Here is a 16,463-nt window from a genome sequence, read left to right as displayed (position 1 = left end):
CAGGCTTAAGGTTGGCCGGTCCGCCAGCCCCAACGCGCGAAGATGGCGGCCCCCTCGTCGGACTTCAAAAAGTCGAGGAACGGCTGGGCGTCGGCGTCCTGGCGGCCGGTCTCGGTCACAACAGCGCCGGCGTCGCGGTAGATGCGATAGGGCTCTTCGACCTCGACCACATCAGCGAGGTCCGGATTGGCGACCTGCCAGATGCCCCAGATGATCCAGGCGTCCAGCGTCGGGTCGTCGATCCAGGCCTGTCGGGCCTCGGCGCTGTTGCGGGCGTAGACGACGATGTTGCGACGCAGCGCGCGCACCTTGGCGATGTCGCCGGTGCGACCGGCCATGTCCTCCCACAGGCCGTTCTGGCCCGCACCGTTGACGACCAAGACACGGCGACCCGGCTGGAAAAGATCCTCCAGGCCGCCGATGCCGTTCGGATTTCCCGGCCGAACGAGGACGGAGGCGGTGCGCAGATAGAGCGGCTCGACCGCCTCGGCGCGGATGCGGCCCTCCAGAGCGCTGACGAAGTCGGTCATCATCGTCTCGGAGCCTGAGAAGATCAGGTCGCCGTCCGCCTTGGCCTGGTCCAGCCATTGGGGCGTAGGTCCGGCGACGACGGCCACGGCGCGACCGGTGCGCGCCTCATAAGCCTTCGCCGCGTCGCGCATGGCGGGGGCGGGGCCGCCTGGACCGTAGACATGAAGAGGTTCGGCGGGCGTCTGGGCGTGGGTGGCCAGGGCCGTCGCGCTCAAAAGGGCGGCTAGGGCCAGGGTGGAAAGACGCATCAAGAGTTCTCCTGGGGCGGGGCGAAGTGATTGGCGGGGATCTTGAAATAGACCCGCCCATCTGGCGCGGGCGGCGGCAGCACCCCGCCGCGGATGTTCACCTGAAGCGCGTAGAGCATCAGGTTCGGCAAGGGCAGGGTGGCATCCCGCCCGTCGCGAAGCCGCACGAAATCCGCCTCTCCGCGTCCGCCGCCGACATGGATGTTGTCCGCCTTCTGCTCTCTCACGGTGCTGAAGCAGGCGGGCTCGCGGCCATCGGGACCGTAGTCGTGGCCGACGAAGACGCCGGTCTCCTCGGGCAGGGCCAGGATGTCTTGGATGCTTCGATAGAGGGCCTTGGAGTCGCCGCCCGGAAAGTCGGCGCGCGAAGTGCCGGCATAGGGCATCATCAGGGTGTCGTGGACGAAGGCGTTGCCGCCGATCACATAGGTGATGGACGCCAGGGTGTGGCCTGGGGAGAAGATGACCCGCCCCGACAGGCCGCCGACAGCAAACGTATCACCGGCCTTGAAGAGACGGTCCCACTGGCGACCGTCGGCCGGGAAGTCGTCGTCAAGGCCGTAGATGTCCTTCCAGAGGCGTTGGACCCCGATGACCTTCTCGCCGATGGCGGTCGGCGCACCGAGTCTCTCTTTGAGGTAGGGCGCGGCCGAAAAGTGGTCGGCGTGGGGATGGGTGTCCAGCAGCCATTCGACCGTCAGGCCTTCCGCCTTGACGTAGTCCAGGATGGCGTCGGCGTTGCGGGTCGAGGTCGCCGCCGCCTTCTCGTCGAAATCCCAGACCGGATCGATGATCGCGCATTTGCGGCTGACCGGGTCGGAGACGACATATTGCCAACTGCCGGTCTTCTTGTCGTGGAGCGCCGCGATGCGCGCTCCGCCGTGGTCGATGATCTGCATGAAGGCTCCGTTTGGTTTGAGAAGAAAAGGGCCGGACCGCTTGCGAGGTCCGGCCAGCGTCCGATCAGGCGGCTTTCGGGGCGTCGGGGAGGTCGCGCGTCGAGAAATACCAGTCGGTGTAGACGTAACCCTCGGAGGCGCGAGCCTCGGCCGCCTCGGCGGTCTTGGGCGGAGGGACGATGGCCGGTTGGCCAGGGCGCCAGTTCTCAGGCGTCGCGACCCCGTTGGCGTCGGACGCCTGGAGCGCGGTGAGCAGCCGAACGAACTCTTCGATGCTGCGGCCATTGCTCATGGGATAGTAGACCATGGCGCGCAGCTTGCCTTCCGGATCGATCAGGAAGGTAGCGCGGACAGCCGAGGTGTCGGCCGCTCCGGGGTGAATCATCCCGTAGGCCTGGGCCACCTCCATCTTCAGATCCTCGATGATGGGGAAGGGGATTTCGACGCCGAACTTCTCCTTGATGTTCCGGGTCCAGGCCAGGTGCGAGAAGATGCTGTCGATCGAGAGCCCCAGGAGCTCGCAGTTCATCGCAGCGAATTCATCCGCGTGCTTGGCGAAGCCGATGAACTCGGTCGTGCAGACCGGGGTGAAGTCCGACGGGTGGGAGAAGAGGATCAGCCATTTGCCGCGGTAATCGGCCAAGCTGCGATCCCCGTGCGTGGTGCGGGCGTGAAAGTCGGGGGCGGGTTCGTTGAGGCGGGGCAGTCCGGTCATGTCGATGTCTCCTTCAGACGCCCCATTGAACACTTACATACACACTTACACAAACTAATAGTTCTTATGGCGAGGGAAGGTTCCGACTATGCCGAGCCGTCAGTTCACAACCAGGGCATATCCGGCCTGTTGAAAGTGGATGACCGTCATCAGGGCGGCGAGATCGACGCTCACGCCCGGTGCGAGGTCGGCTTGCGCGATGCCGTTCCCCGCCATGGCCTGGCCGCACAGCCGAACCTGGACGCCGGCGGCGATGAGGGCGCGGATCAGGGCGCTGTTGGGATTGGCGTCGCCCTTGCCGCGCGCGGCCCAGGCGGCGTCGGACAGGACCGCAGGGGTGGCGGCGCCGTGTAGCACGACGACGATCTGACGGTGGTCGGCGTCCACGCCGCCCGCCGCCAGCATATTCGCCAGCCGCGCGACGCGATCCAGCCCCTTCAGCGGCTTGTCGTCCGGGCCGCCCTGGGAGACGTCGAAGATGACGCGATAGACGCGCGACGGATCCGGCTGTTCGCCGGCCTCGGGCAGGGGCTTGAAGCCGCCGAAGCCTGAAACAGCCTGGGCAAGGCTCGGGGAGGCCGCCAGGGAGGTGGCGAGGGACAGGGCGATTAGGAGGGTCTTCATGGCGGGTTCCGGTGTGCGGGCGGTCGGGGTCAGGGACGGCGGGCGACGAGATCGATCAGGGCGGACCGGCCGCTATGGCCGGCGCCTTCGGAGACGTCGCTGTCGTGGCTTTTCAGCTGCAGGATGTCGAAGTCGGCGAAGGCGTCGCGGAGCAGCGCCTCGGTGTAGAGGTTCTCGACCTGCCCCGGACCGCCCGTTCCATAGGCGATCTGTTCCGGCCGATAGCCCTCCAGCAGGATCAGGCCGCCAGTCTTCACGGCCGCCTTCATACGCTCGAAAATGCGGTCGCGCAGGGGAGGCGGGGCGAACTGAATGAAGACGGCGACCACGACGTCGAAGGCGTCGTGCGGCCAGGTCCAGGTCTCGAGGTCCGCCAACCGGGCGTCCAGTGTGACGCCGCGTCGCTCGGCCAAGGCGAGGGCCTTCTCGATCGCGCGTGGGGCGATGTCCGTGGTGGTGACAGTCAGGCCCTGTTCGGCGAGCCAAACGCCGTTTCGTCCCTCGCCGTCGGCGATGGCCAGGGCGGTCATGCCGGGCTTGAGCCGTTCGGCTTGAGCGGCCAGGAAGGCGTTGGGCGCCTCGCCGAACAGATAGTCCTGGCGGTCATAGCGGCTGTTCCAGAAGTCGCGGGCGGCGACGGAGTCCATAGGGTGTTCCTTCAGATGACAAGGACGCTGGCAGGCAGATCAGTCTCGCCGGGCGTATGGTCGGCGAACCAGGATTCAAGCGCGCCCACAGTGTCGATGTCGAGCGTCCGGCGGTCTCGCCCGTAATGTTCGGGCACCCCCTGGGCGGTGACGAAGGCCACCGGATAGTCCGCCTCCGGCTCGACAGGGCGGTCCCCGACCAGTAGGCGGTCGAGGCGCTGCCCCTTGGGATTCTCCAGCTTCACAAAGGCCGTGAGGCCCCGGCAGCGTTTGATGTAGCCGCCCATCTGCTCATACGGATCGGCGGCGAAGGTGCGCTCCAGATTCTCTTCCAGCATCGCTTTCAACTCGGCCCCGGTCAGCGTCGTGCGCGAGATGGGCGGGTTCATCGGCGCCATATTGTAGAGGTCGCCCAGAGTGACCGGTCCCGGCGCGACGGGCGCGCCGTAGCGCCAGCCGTTGGAGAAGGCGATGTCCACGCCCGCCGCCTGCGCCGCCGCCGCCAGCAGGACGTCGTCCATCGGCGCGCTGGCCATGGCGTAGCGGTGAAGGGGGATGGCCGTGCGGCCGACGATGCGGGCCAGACCTTCCCGCTCGGGCGCCAGGGCCGTCTCCACCAGGCCGGCGACTTGATCGTCTTCGGGGCCGGCGTCCACGGCTATGAGCCGATGGCGGCGCAGGGACACGCGGCCGTCTGCGATCTCCAGGTCCAGCCGGCCGATATAGGCGCCGTGGCAGCCGGACTGAATGATCAGGGTGTCGCCGACGCGGGCCGGCTCGTGCAGGCGGTTATGGGTGTGGCCGCTCAGGATCACGTCGATGCCCGGGGTCTCGGCGGCCAGCTTGAGATCCTGCGGAAAGCCGAGGTGCGACAGCAGGACGACCAGATCGACCTTTTCCTCGCGGAGCTGGTGCAGTTGCTCGCGGGCTTCGGCCACACCCATTTCAAACCGCACGCCTTCGGAGAAGGCAGGGGGCATCGTCTTGTCGATGATGGGGCAGGCCAGGCCGATCACGCCGATCCTCAGACCGCCGCGCTCGAACACCCATCGCCCGTCGAACACCGGCGCGCCGTCGTCCTTGCGAAAGACGTTGGCGGCCAGGACGGGGTACTCCAGTCGCGCCGCCAACGCCTTGAACCCCGCCGGGCCATAGGCGAACTCCCAGTGCGCCGTCATGGCGTCGATCTTCAGAGCGTTCATGATCGGGACCAAGGCCTCGCCCCGGCTGGCGACGGCGACCCGCGTGCCATGGAAGGTGTCGCCGTTATCCAGGGTCAGGCATGGACCTTCGGCGCGCGCCTCTTCGAAGAGGCGCGCGATGCGGGCGACCCCGCCCAGCCGTTCGAACCGCCAGCCGCCTTCGGTGCGCACCAGTTCGGGATGCGGCTCGAGATAGCCGTGCAGGTCGTTCAGCTGGAGCAGGGTCAAGGTGATCATGGTCGGCCTCAGCGCAGCGGTTGTCCGGAGCGGATACGACCGATCACCGCTTCGAGTTGCGCCTGGGGCATGCCGCCGGGGATCAGATTGCCGTTGATGATGAAGGCGGGCGTGCCCTGCAGGGCCAGGGCCGCCGCTTCTCGGCCGTTTCGGTCCAGCACCGCGTCGATGTCTGCGCGGTGATCGGCCAGGTCCTGATTCAGGCGCGCCATGTCCACGCCGGCCGACTGGACCAGACGCGTGATGTCCGCCTGGTCGCCGATGCGCGACGGCGACAGCATGAAGGCGTTATGGACGGCCTCGTACTTGCCCTGATAGGCGGCGGCGAGGGCGGTCCGGGCGGCGGTCTCCGAGACGTCGCCGAAGATCGGCCAGTCCTTGTACAGGACGCGCACCTTGGGGTCCGCCTTCAGCAGGCCGTCGATCTCAGGCTGCATCTTCTTGCAGTAGGGGCAGTTGTAATCGACGAAGCCGATAAGGGTCACATCGGCGTTCTCGGCGCCGATGAAGGGCGCGGCTGGATCGCGAAGCAGGTCGTTGAAGCCGACCTGGGCGATGGGCGGCATGTCCTGTCCAGAGGCGGCGGAGGGATTGGCGGGCGCCGCGCCGTTATCGGCGTCGGCGGGGCCGCAGGCGGCGAGCGCCAGAACGGCGGCGAGGGCAGGGGCGAAGGTGCGGTTCATGAAAGCTCCGTGAGGCGAGAGATCAGTGCAGACGCGCGATTTCGGTCGCGATCTGTTCGGGGGCGATTTCCCCCATGTGGGCCTTGGCCAGACGGCCGTCGGCGTGGAGGAACAGGGTCACCGGAATGCCGGCCGTGCCGTAGTGGCGCGGCACCGCCATGGCCTCGTCGAACAGGACATGGTCGAGGGCCAGCCCCTGGCTCTGCAGAAAGGCGCGAACGCCGGCTTCGCCCTCGCCTTGGTTGACGAAGAGGAAGCGCACATTCGGATGGGCTTTTTCGGCCTGGGCCAAAGCCGGCATCTCGCGCCGGCAGGGCGGGCACCAGGTGGCCCAGAGATTGATGACCGTGGGCCGGTCGCCCGGAGCGGATAGATTGATGGGCGGGGCGTCCATCGCGGCCAGCGTCAGGGCGGGCGGCGCCATGGGCTGCGTCGCCGAGGCCAACTGATGGGCGGTGGTCCAAACCAGGGCGCTGGCCAGCACAGGCGCAATGGCCCAGGCGCGTTCGCGCGTCGTGCGCAGCAGCAGGGTCGTGGTCAGGATCACGACCGGCGCGACCCAGATCCAGCTGAACCCGCCCTGCCAGATCGCGAGCGCTCGCCACGGGTCGGCCCCGAAATACTCCCAGTGCGTCGCCACGTGACCGAGGCGGGCGGCGGCCAGACCGCCGAAGACCAGGACCGTGCTCCACAGGTTGAAGCGCGGGCTGACCCGGCTGGCCAGCAGTCCGGCGCCGATCATGAAGACGAACACGCCGGCGATTATGGCGAACCGCTCTCCCGACAGGACGAGCGGGCCCAGGGTGATGGCGTTCATGCGGCGGCTCCGGCGATATGCAGGGCGGAGGCGACGTCTTGGGCCGACATCTCTCCGATCAGTCGGCTGCCCGGCGCCTCGGTCGCCGAGGGCGACAGGAAGATCATCGTCGGCGGCCCGACCACCCCGTGCCGCTCAAGAAGCGCGCGGGCCTCGGGCGTGCTGCGCGTGACGTCGACCTTGATGAGGTCGGTGTTCGAAAGGCCGGCGATGACGGCGGGGTCCTCGAACACGGTCCGCTCGATCACCCTGCAGCTGACGCACCAGTCGGCGGTGAAATAGACCAGGGCGGGACGTTCGCGCGCGCCGGCATCGGCGACGGCGCGGTCCAGCGCCGTCTGATCCAGCACGACCGCTGCGGTTTCGACCGGCGCGGCGGCTGCAACTCCGGCGGGACGCGCCAGGGGCTCAAGCGGACGCCAAGGGTCGTCCGCCCCGAGACTGAGTCCGACGAGCAGCAACAGGCCCCAGGTCGCGGCCGCCAGGCCGGCGACACGGGCGACGCCGTTTCTCAGGTTCGGGCTGAGCGGCTGGAACAGGCCGAGCGCGGCCGCCAGACCGAGCGCCAGCGCCGCGCCGAAAGCCAGCGTCGCCGTCGGCGGCAGGATGCGGCCGGCCAGCCACCAGGCCATGCCCAGGAAGATGAAGCTGAACAGCATTTTCACCCGGTCCATCCACGGCCCGGCCTTGGGCAGGAAGCGCGCGCCGACCGTGCCGAACACGATCAAGGGCACCCCCTTGCCCAGGCCCAGGAAGAACAGGGCCGCCGCGCCCAGCCCAACGTCGCCGGTCTGGGCGATATAGAGCAGGGCGCCCGCCAGGGGCGCGGTCACGCAAGGGCCCACGATAAGGGCGGAGACGAAGCCCAGACCTGCGGCTGAGGGAAGGGACCGCCGGCCCTCGCCGCCGTCGCGGGAGAGGCGGCTGGTCCAGGCCGAGGGCAGTTGCAGCTCGAAGCCGCCGAACATGGAGGCGGCGAGGATGACGAAGACGACAGCCAGAGCGCCCACGGCCCAAACCGACTGGAGCGCCATCTGCAGGTTCTGTCCGGACCAGGCGGCCGCGACGCCCAGGAGGGCGAAGGCGATGGAAAGGCCCAGCACATAGGCGACCGAGAGCATCAGGCCTCGGCGCGTACCGCGCCCGTCCACGCCGCGTCCGATGACGCCGGCCAGGATCGGATACATGGGAAAGACGCAGGGCGTGAAGGCCAGCAGCACGCCAAAGCCGAAGAAGGCGAGCAGGACCCAGGTCGCCCCGCCCTGCAGCGCCAGGCGATCGACGAAGCCCGGGTTGGCGTCCAGAGTGACCGCCGGCGATGACGCGACCGGCGAAGGCGCCGCTCCTCCCTCGTCGTTCTCGGGCGCGGGTGTAGCGCCCGGCGCCTGGATCGCCAGCATGGCCGCGGCCTGTGCGGTCTGCGCATCGGCCTCCCGCGCGGTCACGTCAGCCTGCGGCCGGGTCGGCACGTCGATTGTGCGCGTCATCGGCGGGTAGCAGATCGAGTCTTCGAGGCAGCCCTGATAGGTGATGTTGACCGACGTCGGCTCGCCCGCCTGCGTCAACGTCTGCGCTGACAAGGTCGCGCGGCCCGCGTCATGCCAGACGTCGACGACGCCGAAGCCCGGATCGTCCTTGGTTTCGCCGCCGGCCAGTTCCAGCGGCAGAGACTCCTTCCCGCCCGGCGTGCTGGCGACGGTGTGGTCACGATAGAGATAATGGCCAGGCGCAATGTTCCAGGCGAAGGCCAGGTCGCCGTCGGCCTCGCGCGTCACCGTCAGGGCGAAGGCCTTGTCGGGCGAAAGCGGAGCCTGACCCAGAGCCGAACCCGGCAGGGCGAAGGACAGGATTGCGAGAGCGGCGGGCAGCAGTCGGCGGAAAAACCTCATGGCCATCTCGTCGGCAAGCGAGCTTAAGTCAGGCTTAAGCCGGAACTTCCACGTCACGCCGCATGAGATTGCTCGCCATAGAAGACGATCCCGTTCTCGCCGACGGCCTCCAGGTTGGGCTCAGCGCCTGTGGCTGGACGGTCGAGGTCGTCGGGCGGGTCGAGGACGCCCTCGCGGCGCTGGAAAGCTCGGCGTTCGATGCGGTCGTGCTGGACCTGGGTCTTCCTGACGGCGACGGCCTTTCGGTGCTGCGTTTCGTTCGAGAGCGCGACATGGATGTCGGCGTGGTGGTCTTGTCGGCGCGCGATGACAGTCGGGACCGCATTGTGGGTCTGGACGCCGGCGCGGACGATTATGTCGGCAAACCGTTCGATCTCGACGAGCTGGCCGCGCGATTGCGCGCGGTGCGGCGTCGCCTGCTCGGACGTTCGACCCCCGCCTTGCGTCACGGCGGGGTGACCCTCGATCCCAAGTCGCGTCTGGCCTGGCGCGAAGAGGGGGACCTGCCCCTTTCGAGACGTGAGTTCGCCATCCTGGAGGCGCTGATGGAACGGCCGGCACAGGTCCTCTCGCGCAGTCAGCTGGAAGAACGCCTGTACGGCTGGCAGGAGGAGATCGGCTCCAACGCCGTGGAAGTGCACATCCACTATTTGCGGGCCAAGTTGGGAGCCGGCTTCATCCGCACCGTGCGCGGCGTAGGATACACCCTGCAATGAGCTCCATTCGCCTGCGTCTATTCGTAACTCTGGCGCTCGTGACCGCCCTGGTCTGGGGCGGCGCGGTCGTCTGGGTCGAAATCCAGACCCGGGCCGAAGTGCAACGAGTGCTGGACCGGCGCCTGATGGAGTCGGCCCGCATGGTGTCGTCCTTGGTGCAGGCCGGCAGCGTGCGCCCGGCGATCCAAGCTCCAGACACCGGGGCCGCCGATGTCTACGACCGTCAGCTCTCCTGCCAGATCTGGTCGCTTGAAGGCGATCTGATCGGCCGTTCCCAAAGCGCGCCTGCGGAGCGATTGTCGGAAGGAGGCGACGACGGATTTTCTGAACGTACGATCCGGGGCGAGCGCTGGCGCGTCTATACTGTGCATGATCGTGACGCCGGTTTCCGGGTTATGGTCGGGGACAATCTGGCCGTTCGCGAACACCTGGTCGGCAATGTCGTCACCGCCTTGATCGGTCCGGCGGTCCTCGGTCTGCTGGCGCTGGGCGTGCTGATCTGGTGGTCGGTCGGGCGGGGGCTGGCCCCTATTCGACAAATGACCCGCAGCCTTGCGGTACGGGATGCGGAAGATCTGACGGCGTTGGACGTATCGCCGGACGCCCGCGAACTCCGTCCCTTCGCCCTGGCGCTGAACGACCTGATGTCACGCCTTGGCGCAGCGCGGCGTCGCGAGGCCGAGTTCACGGCCGCCGCCGCGCACGAGTTGCGTACGCCTCTGGCAGGGCTGCGTGTCCAGGCGCAGATTGCGGCGTCGTCTTCGGATCCTGCCGTTCGAAGCCGCGCGCTGGAGCAGATGCAGACTTCCGTCGATCGCACCGCCCGCCTCGTCACGGGGCTTCTCGCCCTGGCGCGCGAGGACGAGATGCCGGTTAGCGACGAGGATCGCCGCTGGGTGACGCTCCGAGCGCTGTTTGCAGGAGCGGAAGGCGATGGTCGGGTCTCGTTTGTCGATGGTGACGCTCTGCTCAACGTGGATCCAGATCGCTTCGGGGCAGCGGCCGCCAATCTTCTCGCCAACGCACAGGCACACGCAGAGTCTTCAATCCTGATCAGCTACGACCCGACTTCCGGACGCTTGATCGTCGAGGACGACGGACCGGGCGTGGCCTTCTCGGATCTGCATCGTTTGGGACGGCGCTTTTTCCGCGCGTCGAATGCCCCTACCGGAGGGAGCGGTCTGGGCCTCTCTATCGTCCTCGCCACTGTGAAGGCCCATGGGGGACAGGTGCAGTTCTTGCGCTCACCAGGAGGCGGTCTTCGTGTTGAGGTGACAATTCCGGAGCAGGCGTCGGAGTCTTTGAGCAACTCGACCAAGCGAGACTGACGGTATCAACCGGCTTCAGTGGCGTCTGTTGTCGGTTTGATGATACGGTATAGTCCAACTGCCTATTCGCTTGTCATAGCGGTGCTGGTTGGTCTTGAAGCAGAGTTGCCTGCCGATTGATGGCGACATCACTAGAATTTTATTACGTCGAATTTCACCAATGAATTCAAAAGCGCTGTCCAAGTGACGGTAGCTCGCGCGGTCTGGTGCGCGGATGAGAGAAAAGGCGCTGATAAATCAGCGCCTTCTGGTCTAATGAAGAATCGAGTGGGAATAGGGAGAGGCGTCCTTCGGTTCTTTCAAGTGGCAGGTATTCTTCGAACCCGCACAATGCGCCGGCGTGCAGGTTGCAACTGCTTTCCCGCTTAACCCGCGCGCTTCAACGAGATTACAAATCCGCCATCAGGATCGTCACCTGCTTGCGAGTCGCGGCGGAATATGACTAAACATGAATGACACCGGTAGCAGTCAGGCGGCCAACTCGCTTTGACACCGGTGTCTCCCGTCAGCAGCGGGAGGCGTGAACGAGGGCGTTCGATCCTTGAAGCGCACCACTTGGGAGGAGAAACTAGAATGATCCAACGCCACAAATTCGCGCGCCACGCCCTGGTCGCCACCGCGTCGCTGGGCGCGCTAGCTCTCGCCATGATGGCGCATGACGCCGCCGCCCAAACGGCCGAGGTCGCTGCGCCTCAGACGGATGACGCTGCAGAAGTCGATGACATCGTCGTCACGGGCTTCCGGGCCAGCCTTCAGAATTCCTTGAACATCAAACGCCGCGAAGCCGGCGTCGTCGACGCCATTTCTGCTGAGGACATCGCGGATTTCCCGGACACCAATCTGGCTGAGTCGATCCAGCGCATTCCCGGCGTCTCGATCGACCGCGATGCGGGCGAGGGCCGGTCGATCACCGTCCGCGGTCTGAGTTCGGAGTTCACCCGCACGCGGATCAACGGCATCGAGGCCCAGGCATCGACCGGCGCCACCGACTCGTCGGGCGGGGTGAATCGCGGTCGTGGCTTCGACTTCAATGTCTTCGCCTCAGAGCTCTTCAACAATATCACGGTGCGCAAGACCGCCTCGGCCGAGACGGAAGAGGGGTCGCTGGGGGCGACCGTCGATCTGCGCACCAGCCGTCCATTCGACAAGATGGGCTTCCAGGGCGCGCTGTCTGGCCAGTACGGCTACAACGATCTGTCGCAGGACTGGAGCCCGCGCTTCGCCGGTCTGATTTCGAACACCTGGGCGGATGACCAGATCGGCGCTCTGTTCTCGATCGCCTACAGCGAGCGCGACAGTCTGGAGGAAGGTTTCAGCTCGGTGCGCTGGGGACCTGCCAGCGCCGACGGCGGTTTCCAGAATGGCGCTGTCCTGCCGAACGCCGCGCGCACCTACCACCCTCGCATCCCGCGCTATGGCAGCCTGGAGCACAGCCAGGAACGTCTGGGCGCGACGCTGTCGGTGCAAGCCCGGCCCGGCAATGGTCCGACCCTGTTCACGATGGACATGCTGTACTCGAAGCTGGATTCGACGCGCAGCGAAAACTTCCTGCAAGCGTGGTCGCTCAGCCGTGGCGCCGATCAGGGCGGCAAGCCGCAGGTCGACATCATGAGCTTCGAGATCGATCCCGACACTGGCGAGATGATCTACGCCCAGCTCGACGACATGGACATCCGCAGCGAGCAGCGGTTTGACGAGCTGGAAACCGAATTCAAGCAGATGACCTTCGGGGTCGAGCACGAGTTTTCGGATCGGCTGCGGTTCGACGGCCTGATCGGTCGCGCGGAATCCAGCTTCGCCAACCCGGTCCAGGTTAGCGCCATCATCGATCGCCAGAACGTCGATGGCTATTCCTATGATTTCCGTCAGAACCGCAATCTGCCGGCGATCAACTGGGGCTTCAACGTCGCCGACCCCACGCAGTGGAGCGTCGTCGGACCGACCGGCGCCCAGCCCCGCTCGGAGCTGCGCATCAGTTCGAACTTCCAGGAAAACGTCTATACGACGGGTGAGGCCAACCTCGCCTTTGACGTAAGCGATTGGCTCACACTGAAAGCGGGCGTCAGCCGTAAGGAATACGAGTCGAGCAGCCGCGCCTTCGCGCGCCCGAACAACGCCAACGGTTCGCCAGCGCTGCCGGCGGGCACGAGCATGGCTTCGGTCACCAATCTGCTGAGCGGCTTCGGTCGCAATCTCGATCTACCGTCAGGCGCTGCGACCAGCTGGGTTCGGCCGGATTTGGCTGCCTTGCAAACAGTCTGGAACTACAACTGCAACTGCGACACGGGCGTAGCAGGCGGTGATTTCCGACTGATCGGCCTGAACGGCAATCCGTCCACCTATGGCAACTGGCGTGACGTGACCGAGACCGACACCGGCGCCTATGTGCAGGCCGACTGGGACACGGAAATCATGGGTGTGCCCTTCCGAGGCAACGTCGGCGTGCGTCAGGTCAAGACCGAGGTCGACGCCTTGGGTTATTCCAACGTCGGTGGTGTTGCGACGCCGGTCCGGGGCGAGAACGAATATGACGACACCCTTCCGTCGCTAAACGTGTCGATCGAGCCGATGAAGGATCTGATCGTGCGCGTGGGCGCCGCCAAGGTCATGGCGCGACCGCCTGTCACCAGTCTGGTTCCAGTCTTCACGCTGAGCGCGGCCGGAGCGGCCACGAACACGGCCTCGCTGGGCAATGTCGAGCTGGAACCCTACCGGGCGACGACCTACGACCTGTCGGTTGAATATTACTTCGCGCCTGAAGCTCTGCTGTCCTTCGCCTACTTCTACAAGGACATCTCGACCTATGTGCAGACGACCACCGAACCGCTGTCGTACAGCCAACTGACAGCCTTGAACCCTGTGGCCTTCCCGGCGGGCGGTCGTCCTGCCGGCGACATCTATCAGTTCAGTACGCCCGCCAACACGCCGGGCGGCCCGCTGAAAGGCTTCGAGATCAGCTATCAGCAGACCTTCTCCTTCCTGCCCAGCCTGCTGTCGAATATCGGTACGCAGCTGAACTACACGCACGTTGAATCCGAGATTCAATATTGCGTCACCGCAACTTGCGCGGCCTTCGTGACGGCGGACCTGGTCAACCTGTCGCCAAACGCCTGGAACGCGACGCTGTATTATGACGACGGCAAGTTCAATGCGCGTGTGTCGGCGGCCTATCGCGACACCTACTTCCAGAACGTGCCGGGTTCAAACGGCGCCACGGGCCTGATCCCGTATCAGGGCAAGACCGAAACCACGACGATCGACGCTTCAGCATCGTATAACCTGACCGATAACCTCAGTGTTTCTGTCGAGGGGCTGAATCTGACCGACGAAGCCAATCGTCAGAACCACGGCGACATCGGCCTGCCGCGTGACAGCACCTATGTCTATCACCACACTGGCCGCCAGGTTTACATCGGCGCGCGGTATCGCTTCTGATCCCAACAGATCGGCGAGATAAGACAGGCGGCGTCGGTATAACCGGCGCCGCCCTTCTTTTGACATCGGCCGAACCGCGCGACGCGGCGACAGAATTTCGCTTGCCGGCTAGTCGCCTTGGCGGAAATCGAACCTCTGGTTTGCGACGAAATCTTCCCAGGCGCTGCGCGTGGCGAAGTCCAGGCCGCGATCCCACGCCGATCCCATGTAGTAGGTGAACGACTGACCCGGCGTGACCCGCACCAGGATCAGATAGTTGTCAGCGTCTTCGGTGAAGCCTTCGACCGTTGCGGGATCAACCGCCAGGGCGATGCCGAGCGAGCCATGCTCGGGGTTTTCAGGCTCCCAGAACATCAGACGCCCGTGTGCGGCGTCGCGCGTGACGAAGCCTCGTCCGTTGGCGTTGCTGCGCTTCGAAATGCCGATCGCGACGATCAGCGGTGCGTCGGAGTTCGAGGTCAGAGTGGAGGTCATTCGCGTAAAGTTGGAGCCTAACGGAAGGCTAAACTCACGCCTTTCTGAAACCGTGCGCACGACGTCGACAGGCCAAGGCCGGTAGGTCACGCTGAACCGCGCCTCGTCGCCGCCGGTTTTGTCGATCTGGTAGGTGGAGAAGTTGCGACTGGTCCAGAGCTTGTTGTCGTACCAGATGCCCAGACCCCCGGCGCCTCTGCCGCGTCCCACATCGTAATAATCCAGGCCTTCACCGCGATCGACGTGATAGTTCGGGAACTTCAGCTGGCGGTCCATAAACGGATAGCGGACCCGTTTGGCCCACACATCGATGCCCGAGCCAGAGGGCGCCTCGCGCGCTTCAAGCGTGGGACCGTAAATGCGGTGAGCGACGCGATCGTTTTCCCATAGCAGGTCATCCAAACGATCTGGCGCGAAGCGGGCGACGGCGCGCGGTCGCTGCTGATCCTCCGGCGGCGGCTCCAGCGGTTCGATGCTCGAGGGTCGATTCAGAGCGGATGGATCGTAGGAGAGCGCCGAGGTCGCACGCATCTCGGCGTCTCGACGGCGGATTTCTTCTGCGCCGACGACCGTCACAGGGGCGGGTGGGACAGGGGTGGTCGCGGCGATCACTGCGGCCGTGTCGCGCGTGGGTTCCGCTAATGGCAGAGAGCGAACTGGGTCATTCAGAGACGCGACTTCCAGCCCGGCCAGAATATAGGTTCCTGAAGCATAGAGGCCGACGTCCTCAGGGTCGGTTGACACGGGCTGATCGCCGGTCTTCTGCGCCGCGCCCACCAGGCCGTTCGCAAGGACATGGCGGTTCAGGCCGGCCCACCCTTTCAACACATGCGGCAGGTAGGTGTCGCGATCCAAAAGGCCGTGATTGATGCCCCAGGCCAGGGCGTAGACATAGAAGACCGAGCCTGAGGTTTCAGCCTCGGGATAGGCTTCGGGATCCAGCAGGCTGGCGCGCCACAGTCCGTCCTCTTGCTGGAGACCTGCGATCCTGCCGGCCATCTTCTGGAAGAGGTCGACATAGAAGCCGCGCCCGGCGAAATCGGTAGGCACGGACTCCAGCCATCGCACCAAACCACCCATGACCCAGCCATTGGCCCGCGACCAGTAGATGCGGTCGCCATCAGCGTCACGATGGTTCTCGTCCTTGAACCGTTCGTCGCGCAGAAAGAGTTTTTCGTCCTCGACCCACAGCCGCGCCGCTGTGCGTCGCCATTCCTTGTCTGCGGCGTTCAGATATTTCGGATCGCCCGTGATCGCGGTCATCCGGGCGAAGACCGGGGGCGCCATATAGAGAGCGTCGGCCCACCACCAGACCAGCGCCGGTGTGTCTTCCGCCCTGGCTAGATAGGGGACCTGCCAGTCCAGCCGCTGACGCAGGGGCATCAGCACGCCCTCCTGTCCACGACGCGCGTAGAGTTCTTCGTAAAGATCGCCGATCGCGATATCGTCGGCGTTCAGCATCGTCTTGCCCGAGCGCGCGCCACGTACACTGTAGTTGTAGTGATCGGCCACGGCGCTCAAAAAGCGCAGGGTTCTCCTGTCGTCCGAGACGCGCGCAAGTCGCGAGGCGCCGACGTAAAAGGTGGCTGCGACCCAGTTCGATGACATCTGCGTCAGGTTGCTGCCAGTCGATAGAGCGAGCGGCTCGGCGGCCATGGCGGCGATTTGCGAGGAGGCGACATATTCGACAGCCGCCATCGTGCTCTCGCGAGACGGCACGCCTGCCACGTCGGTGTAGAGGGCGGGGCGATCGCGGTCAGCCAGCCATTCAGCCTCGACGCCCGGCGGCAAGACTGCGACCGTTTGCGCTAGAACGGGGCCGGACAGGGCGGCCGAGCTCATCAAAACTGCAATCAGGCCAAGGCAGGGTCGGGTTGGCAGGGCCATGTTTTCCTCCGGCGCTGCTCCGGGCGGCGCATGATGGTTGGTGGCCCACCTGGACAGCGAGCCGCAACGTAACCGGTGTCAATTTCTGACGATCAACTATCGGTATCTCTTGCCAGCCTTATATCGTCCAC

13 protein-coding genes are annotated in these 16,463 nt (G+C 65.7%); 3 read left to right on the top strand and 10 right to left on the bottom strand.

The annotated features are described in order from the left end of the window. Positions 1-5: 5 nt before the first annotated feature. The 9 genes from E7T10_RS11780 to dsbD form a co-directional block, all read right to left on the bottom strand. On the bottom strand, positions 6-779 hold the full coding sequence (locus tag E7T10_RS11780) for a substrate-binding domain-containing protein (protein WP_137721929.1): 774 nt from the start codon (positions 777-779) through the stop codon (positions 6-8). Next, positions 779-1,678 carry an MBL fold metallo-hydrolase gene (locus E7T10_RS11775; RefSeq protein ID WP_137721928.1) on the bottom strand — a complete coding sequence of 300 codons (900 nt, stop codon included), beginning with the start codon at positions 1,676-1,678 and terminating at the stop codon, positions 779-781. Before E7T10_RS11775 ends, E7T10_RS11780 begins: the two co-directional genes overlap by 1 nt. 64 nt (positions 1,679-1,742) lie before the next feature. After that, the gene (locus tag E7T10_RS11770; RefSeq protein ID WP_119412811.1) at positions 1,743-2,393 is read right to left on the bottom strand and encodes a peroxiredoxin; all 651 of its coding nucleotides are present in this window, start codon (positions 2,391-2,393) and stop codon (positions 1,743-1,745) included. A gap of 99 nt (positions 2,394-2,492) precedes the next feature. Next, complete coding sequence (locus tag E7T10_RS11765; protein WP_137721927.1) at positions 2,493-3,017, bottom strand: DsrE family protein; 525 nt, start codon at positions 3,015-3,017, stop codon at positions 2,493-2,495. A 29-nt stretch (positions 3,018-3,046) separates the two neighbouring features. Beyond that, on the bottom strand, positions 3,047-3,664 hold the full coding sequence (locus E7T10_RS11760; protein WP_137721926.1) for a cyclopropane-fatty-acyl-phospholipid synthase family protein: 618 nt from the start codon (positions 3,662-3,664) through the stop codon (positions 3,047-3,049). 11 nt (positions 3,665-3,675) lie between these two features. Continuing rightward, on the bottom strand, positions 3,676-5,103 hold the full coding sequence (locus tag E7T10_RS11755; protein ID WP_137721925.1) for a bifunctional UDP-sugar hydrolase/5'-nucleotidase: 1,428 nt from the start codon (positions 5,101-5,103) through the stop codon (positions 3,676-3,678). A gap of 8 nt (positions 5,104-5,111) precedes the next feature. Then, a complete protein-coding gene (locus tag E7T10_RS11750; RefSeq protein ID WP_137721924.1) occupies positions 5,112-5,786 on the bottom strand; it encodes a DsbA family protein in 675 nt (224 codons plus the stop codon). Positions 5,787-5,808: 22 nt separating this feature from the next. Continuing rightward, positions 5,809-6,603 (bottom strand): TlpA disulfide reductase family protein, encoded by a 795-nt coding sequence (locus E7T10_RS11745; RefSeq protein WP_137721923.1) that lies wholly within the window; start codon positions 6,601-6,603, stop codon positions 5,809-5,811. Then, on the bottom strand, positions 6,600-8,492 hold the full coding sequence (dsbD, locus tag E7T10_RS11740) for a protein-disulfide reductase DsbD (RefSeq protein ID WP_246845997.1): 1,893 nt from the start codon (positions 8,490-8,492) through the stop codon (positions 6,600-6,602). Before dsbD ends, E7T10_RS11745 begins: the two co-directional genes overlap by 4 nt. Positions 8,493-8,554: 62 nt before the next feature. Here dsbD and E7T10_RS11735 point away from each other — a divergent pair, with 62 nt between their 5' ends. The 3 genes from E7T10_RS11735 (at position 8,555) to E7T10_RS11725 (ending at position 13,971) form a co-directional block, all read left to right on the top strand. Next, the gene (locus tag E7T10_RS11735) at positions 8,555-9,208 is read left to right on the top strand and encodes a response regulator transcription factor (protein WP_137721921.1); all 654 of its coding nucleotides are present in this window, start codon (positions 8,555-8,557) and stop codon (positions 9,206-9,208) included. Further along, positions 9,205-10,536: an ATP-binding protein gene (locus tag E7T10_RS11730; protein WP_137721920.1), complete on the top strand. Its 1,332-nt coding sequence runs from the start codon at positions 9,205-9,207 to the stop codon at positions 10,534-10,536. The genes E7T10_RS11735 and E7T10_RS11730 overlap by 4 nt, the downstream gene beginning before the upstream one ends. A 573-nt stretch (positions 10,537-11,109) precedes the next feature. Further along, complete coding sequence (locus E7T10_RS11725; RefSeq protein ID WP_137721919.1) at positions 11,110-13,971, top strand: TonB-dependent receptor; 2,862 nt, start codon at positions 11,110-11,112, stop codon at positions 13,969-13,971. A 108-nt stretch (positions 13,972-14,079) separates the two neighbouring features. Here the strand turns inward: E7T10_RS11725 and E7T10_RS11720 are convergent, their stop codons facing one another. Beyond that, the gene (locus E7T10_RS11720) at positions 14,080-16,332 is read right to left on the bottom strand and encodes a glycoside hydrolase family 88 protein (protein ID WP_137721918.1); all 2,253 of its coding nucleotides are present in this window, start codon (positions 16,330-16,332) and stop codon (positions 14,080-14,082) included. Between the last annotated feature and the right edge of the window lie 131 nt (positions 16,333-16,463).

The organism is Brevundimonas sp. SGAir0440 (genome assembly GCF_005484585.1).
Taxonomy (GTDB): Bacteria; Pseudomonadota; Alphaproteobacteria; order Caulobacterales; family Caulobacteraceae; genus Brevundimonas.
The sequence above is the reverse complement of the archived record's forward strand: the minus strand, read 5'-3'. Positions and strand labels throughout refer to the sequence as shown.

Excerpts from the sequence above, each read along its gene's own strand:
- E7T10_RS11720 (WP_137721918.1), bottom strand. The coding sequence starts at position 16,332 with ATGGCCCTGCCAACCCGACCCTGCCTTGGCCTGATTGCAGTTTTGATG.
- E7T10_RS11765 (WP_137721927.1), bottom strand. The coding sequence starts at position 3,017 with ATGAAGACCCTCCTAATCGCCCTGTCCCTCGCCACCTCCCTGGCGGCC.
- E7T10_RS11725 (WP_137721919.1), top strand. The coding sequence starts at position 11,110 with ATGATCCAACGCCACAAATTCGCGCGCCACGCCCTGGTCGCCACCGCG.
- E7T10_RS11780 (WP_137721929.1), bottom strand. The coding sequence starts at position 779 with ATGCGTCTTTCCACCCTGGCCCTAGCCGCCCTTTTGAGCGCGACGGCC.
- E7T10_RS11775 (WP_137721928.1), bottom strand. The coding sequence starts at position 1,678 with ATGCAGATCATCGACCACGGCGGAGCGCGCATCGCGGCGCTCCACGAC.
- E7T10_RS11745 (WP_137721923.1), bottom strand. The coding sequence starts at position 6,603 with ATGAACGCCATCACCCTGGGCCCGCTCGTCCTGTCGGGAGAGCGGTTC.
- E7T10_RS11730 (WP_137721920.1), top strand. The coding sequence starts at position 9,205 with ATGAGCTCCATTCGCCTGCGTCTATTCGTAACTCTGGCGCTCGTGACC.
- E7T10_RS11735 (WP_137721921.1), top strand. The coding sequence starts at position 8,555 with ATGAGATTGCTCGCCATAGAAGACGATCCCGTTCTCGCCGACGGCCTC.
- E7T10_RS11760 (WP_137721926.1), bottom strand. The coding sequence starts at position 3,664 with ATGGACTCCGTCGCCGCCCGCGACTTCTGGAACAGCCGCTATGACCGC.
- E7T10_RS11770 (WP_119412811.1), bottom strand. The coding sequence starts at position 2,393 with ATGACCGGACTGCCCCGCCTCAACGAACCCGCCCCCGACTTTCACGCC.
- E7T10_RS11755 (WP_137721925.1), bottom strand. The coding sequence starts at position 5,103 with ATGATCACCTTGACCCTGCTCCAGCTGAACGACCTGCACGGCTATCTC.
- dsbD (WP_246845997.1), bottom strand. The coding sequence starts at position 8,492 with ATGAGGTTTTTCCGCCGACTGCTGCCCGCCGCTCTCGCAATCCTGTCC.
- E7T10_RS11750 (WP_137721924.1), bottom strand. The coding sequence starts at position 5,786 with ATGAACCGCACCTTCGCCCCTGCCCTCGCCGCCGTTCTGGCGCTCGCC.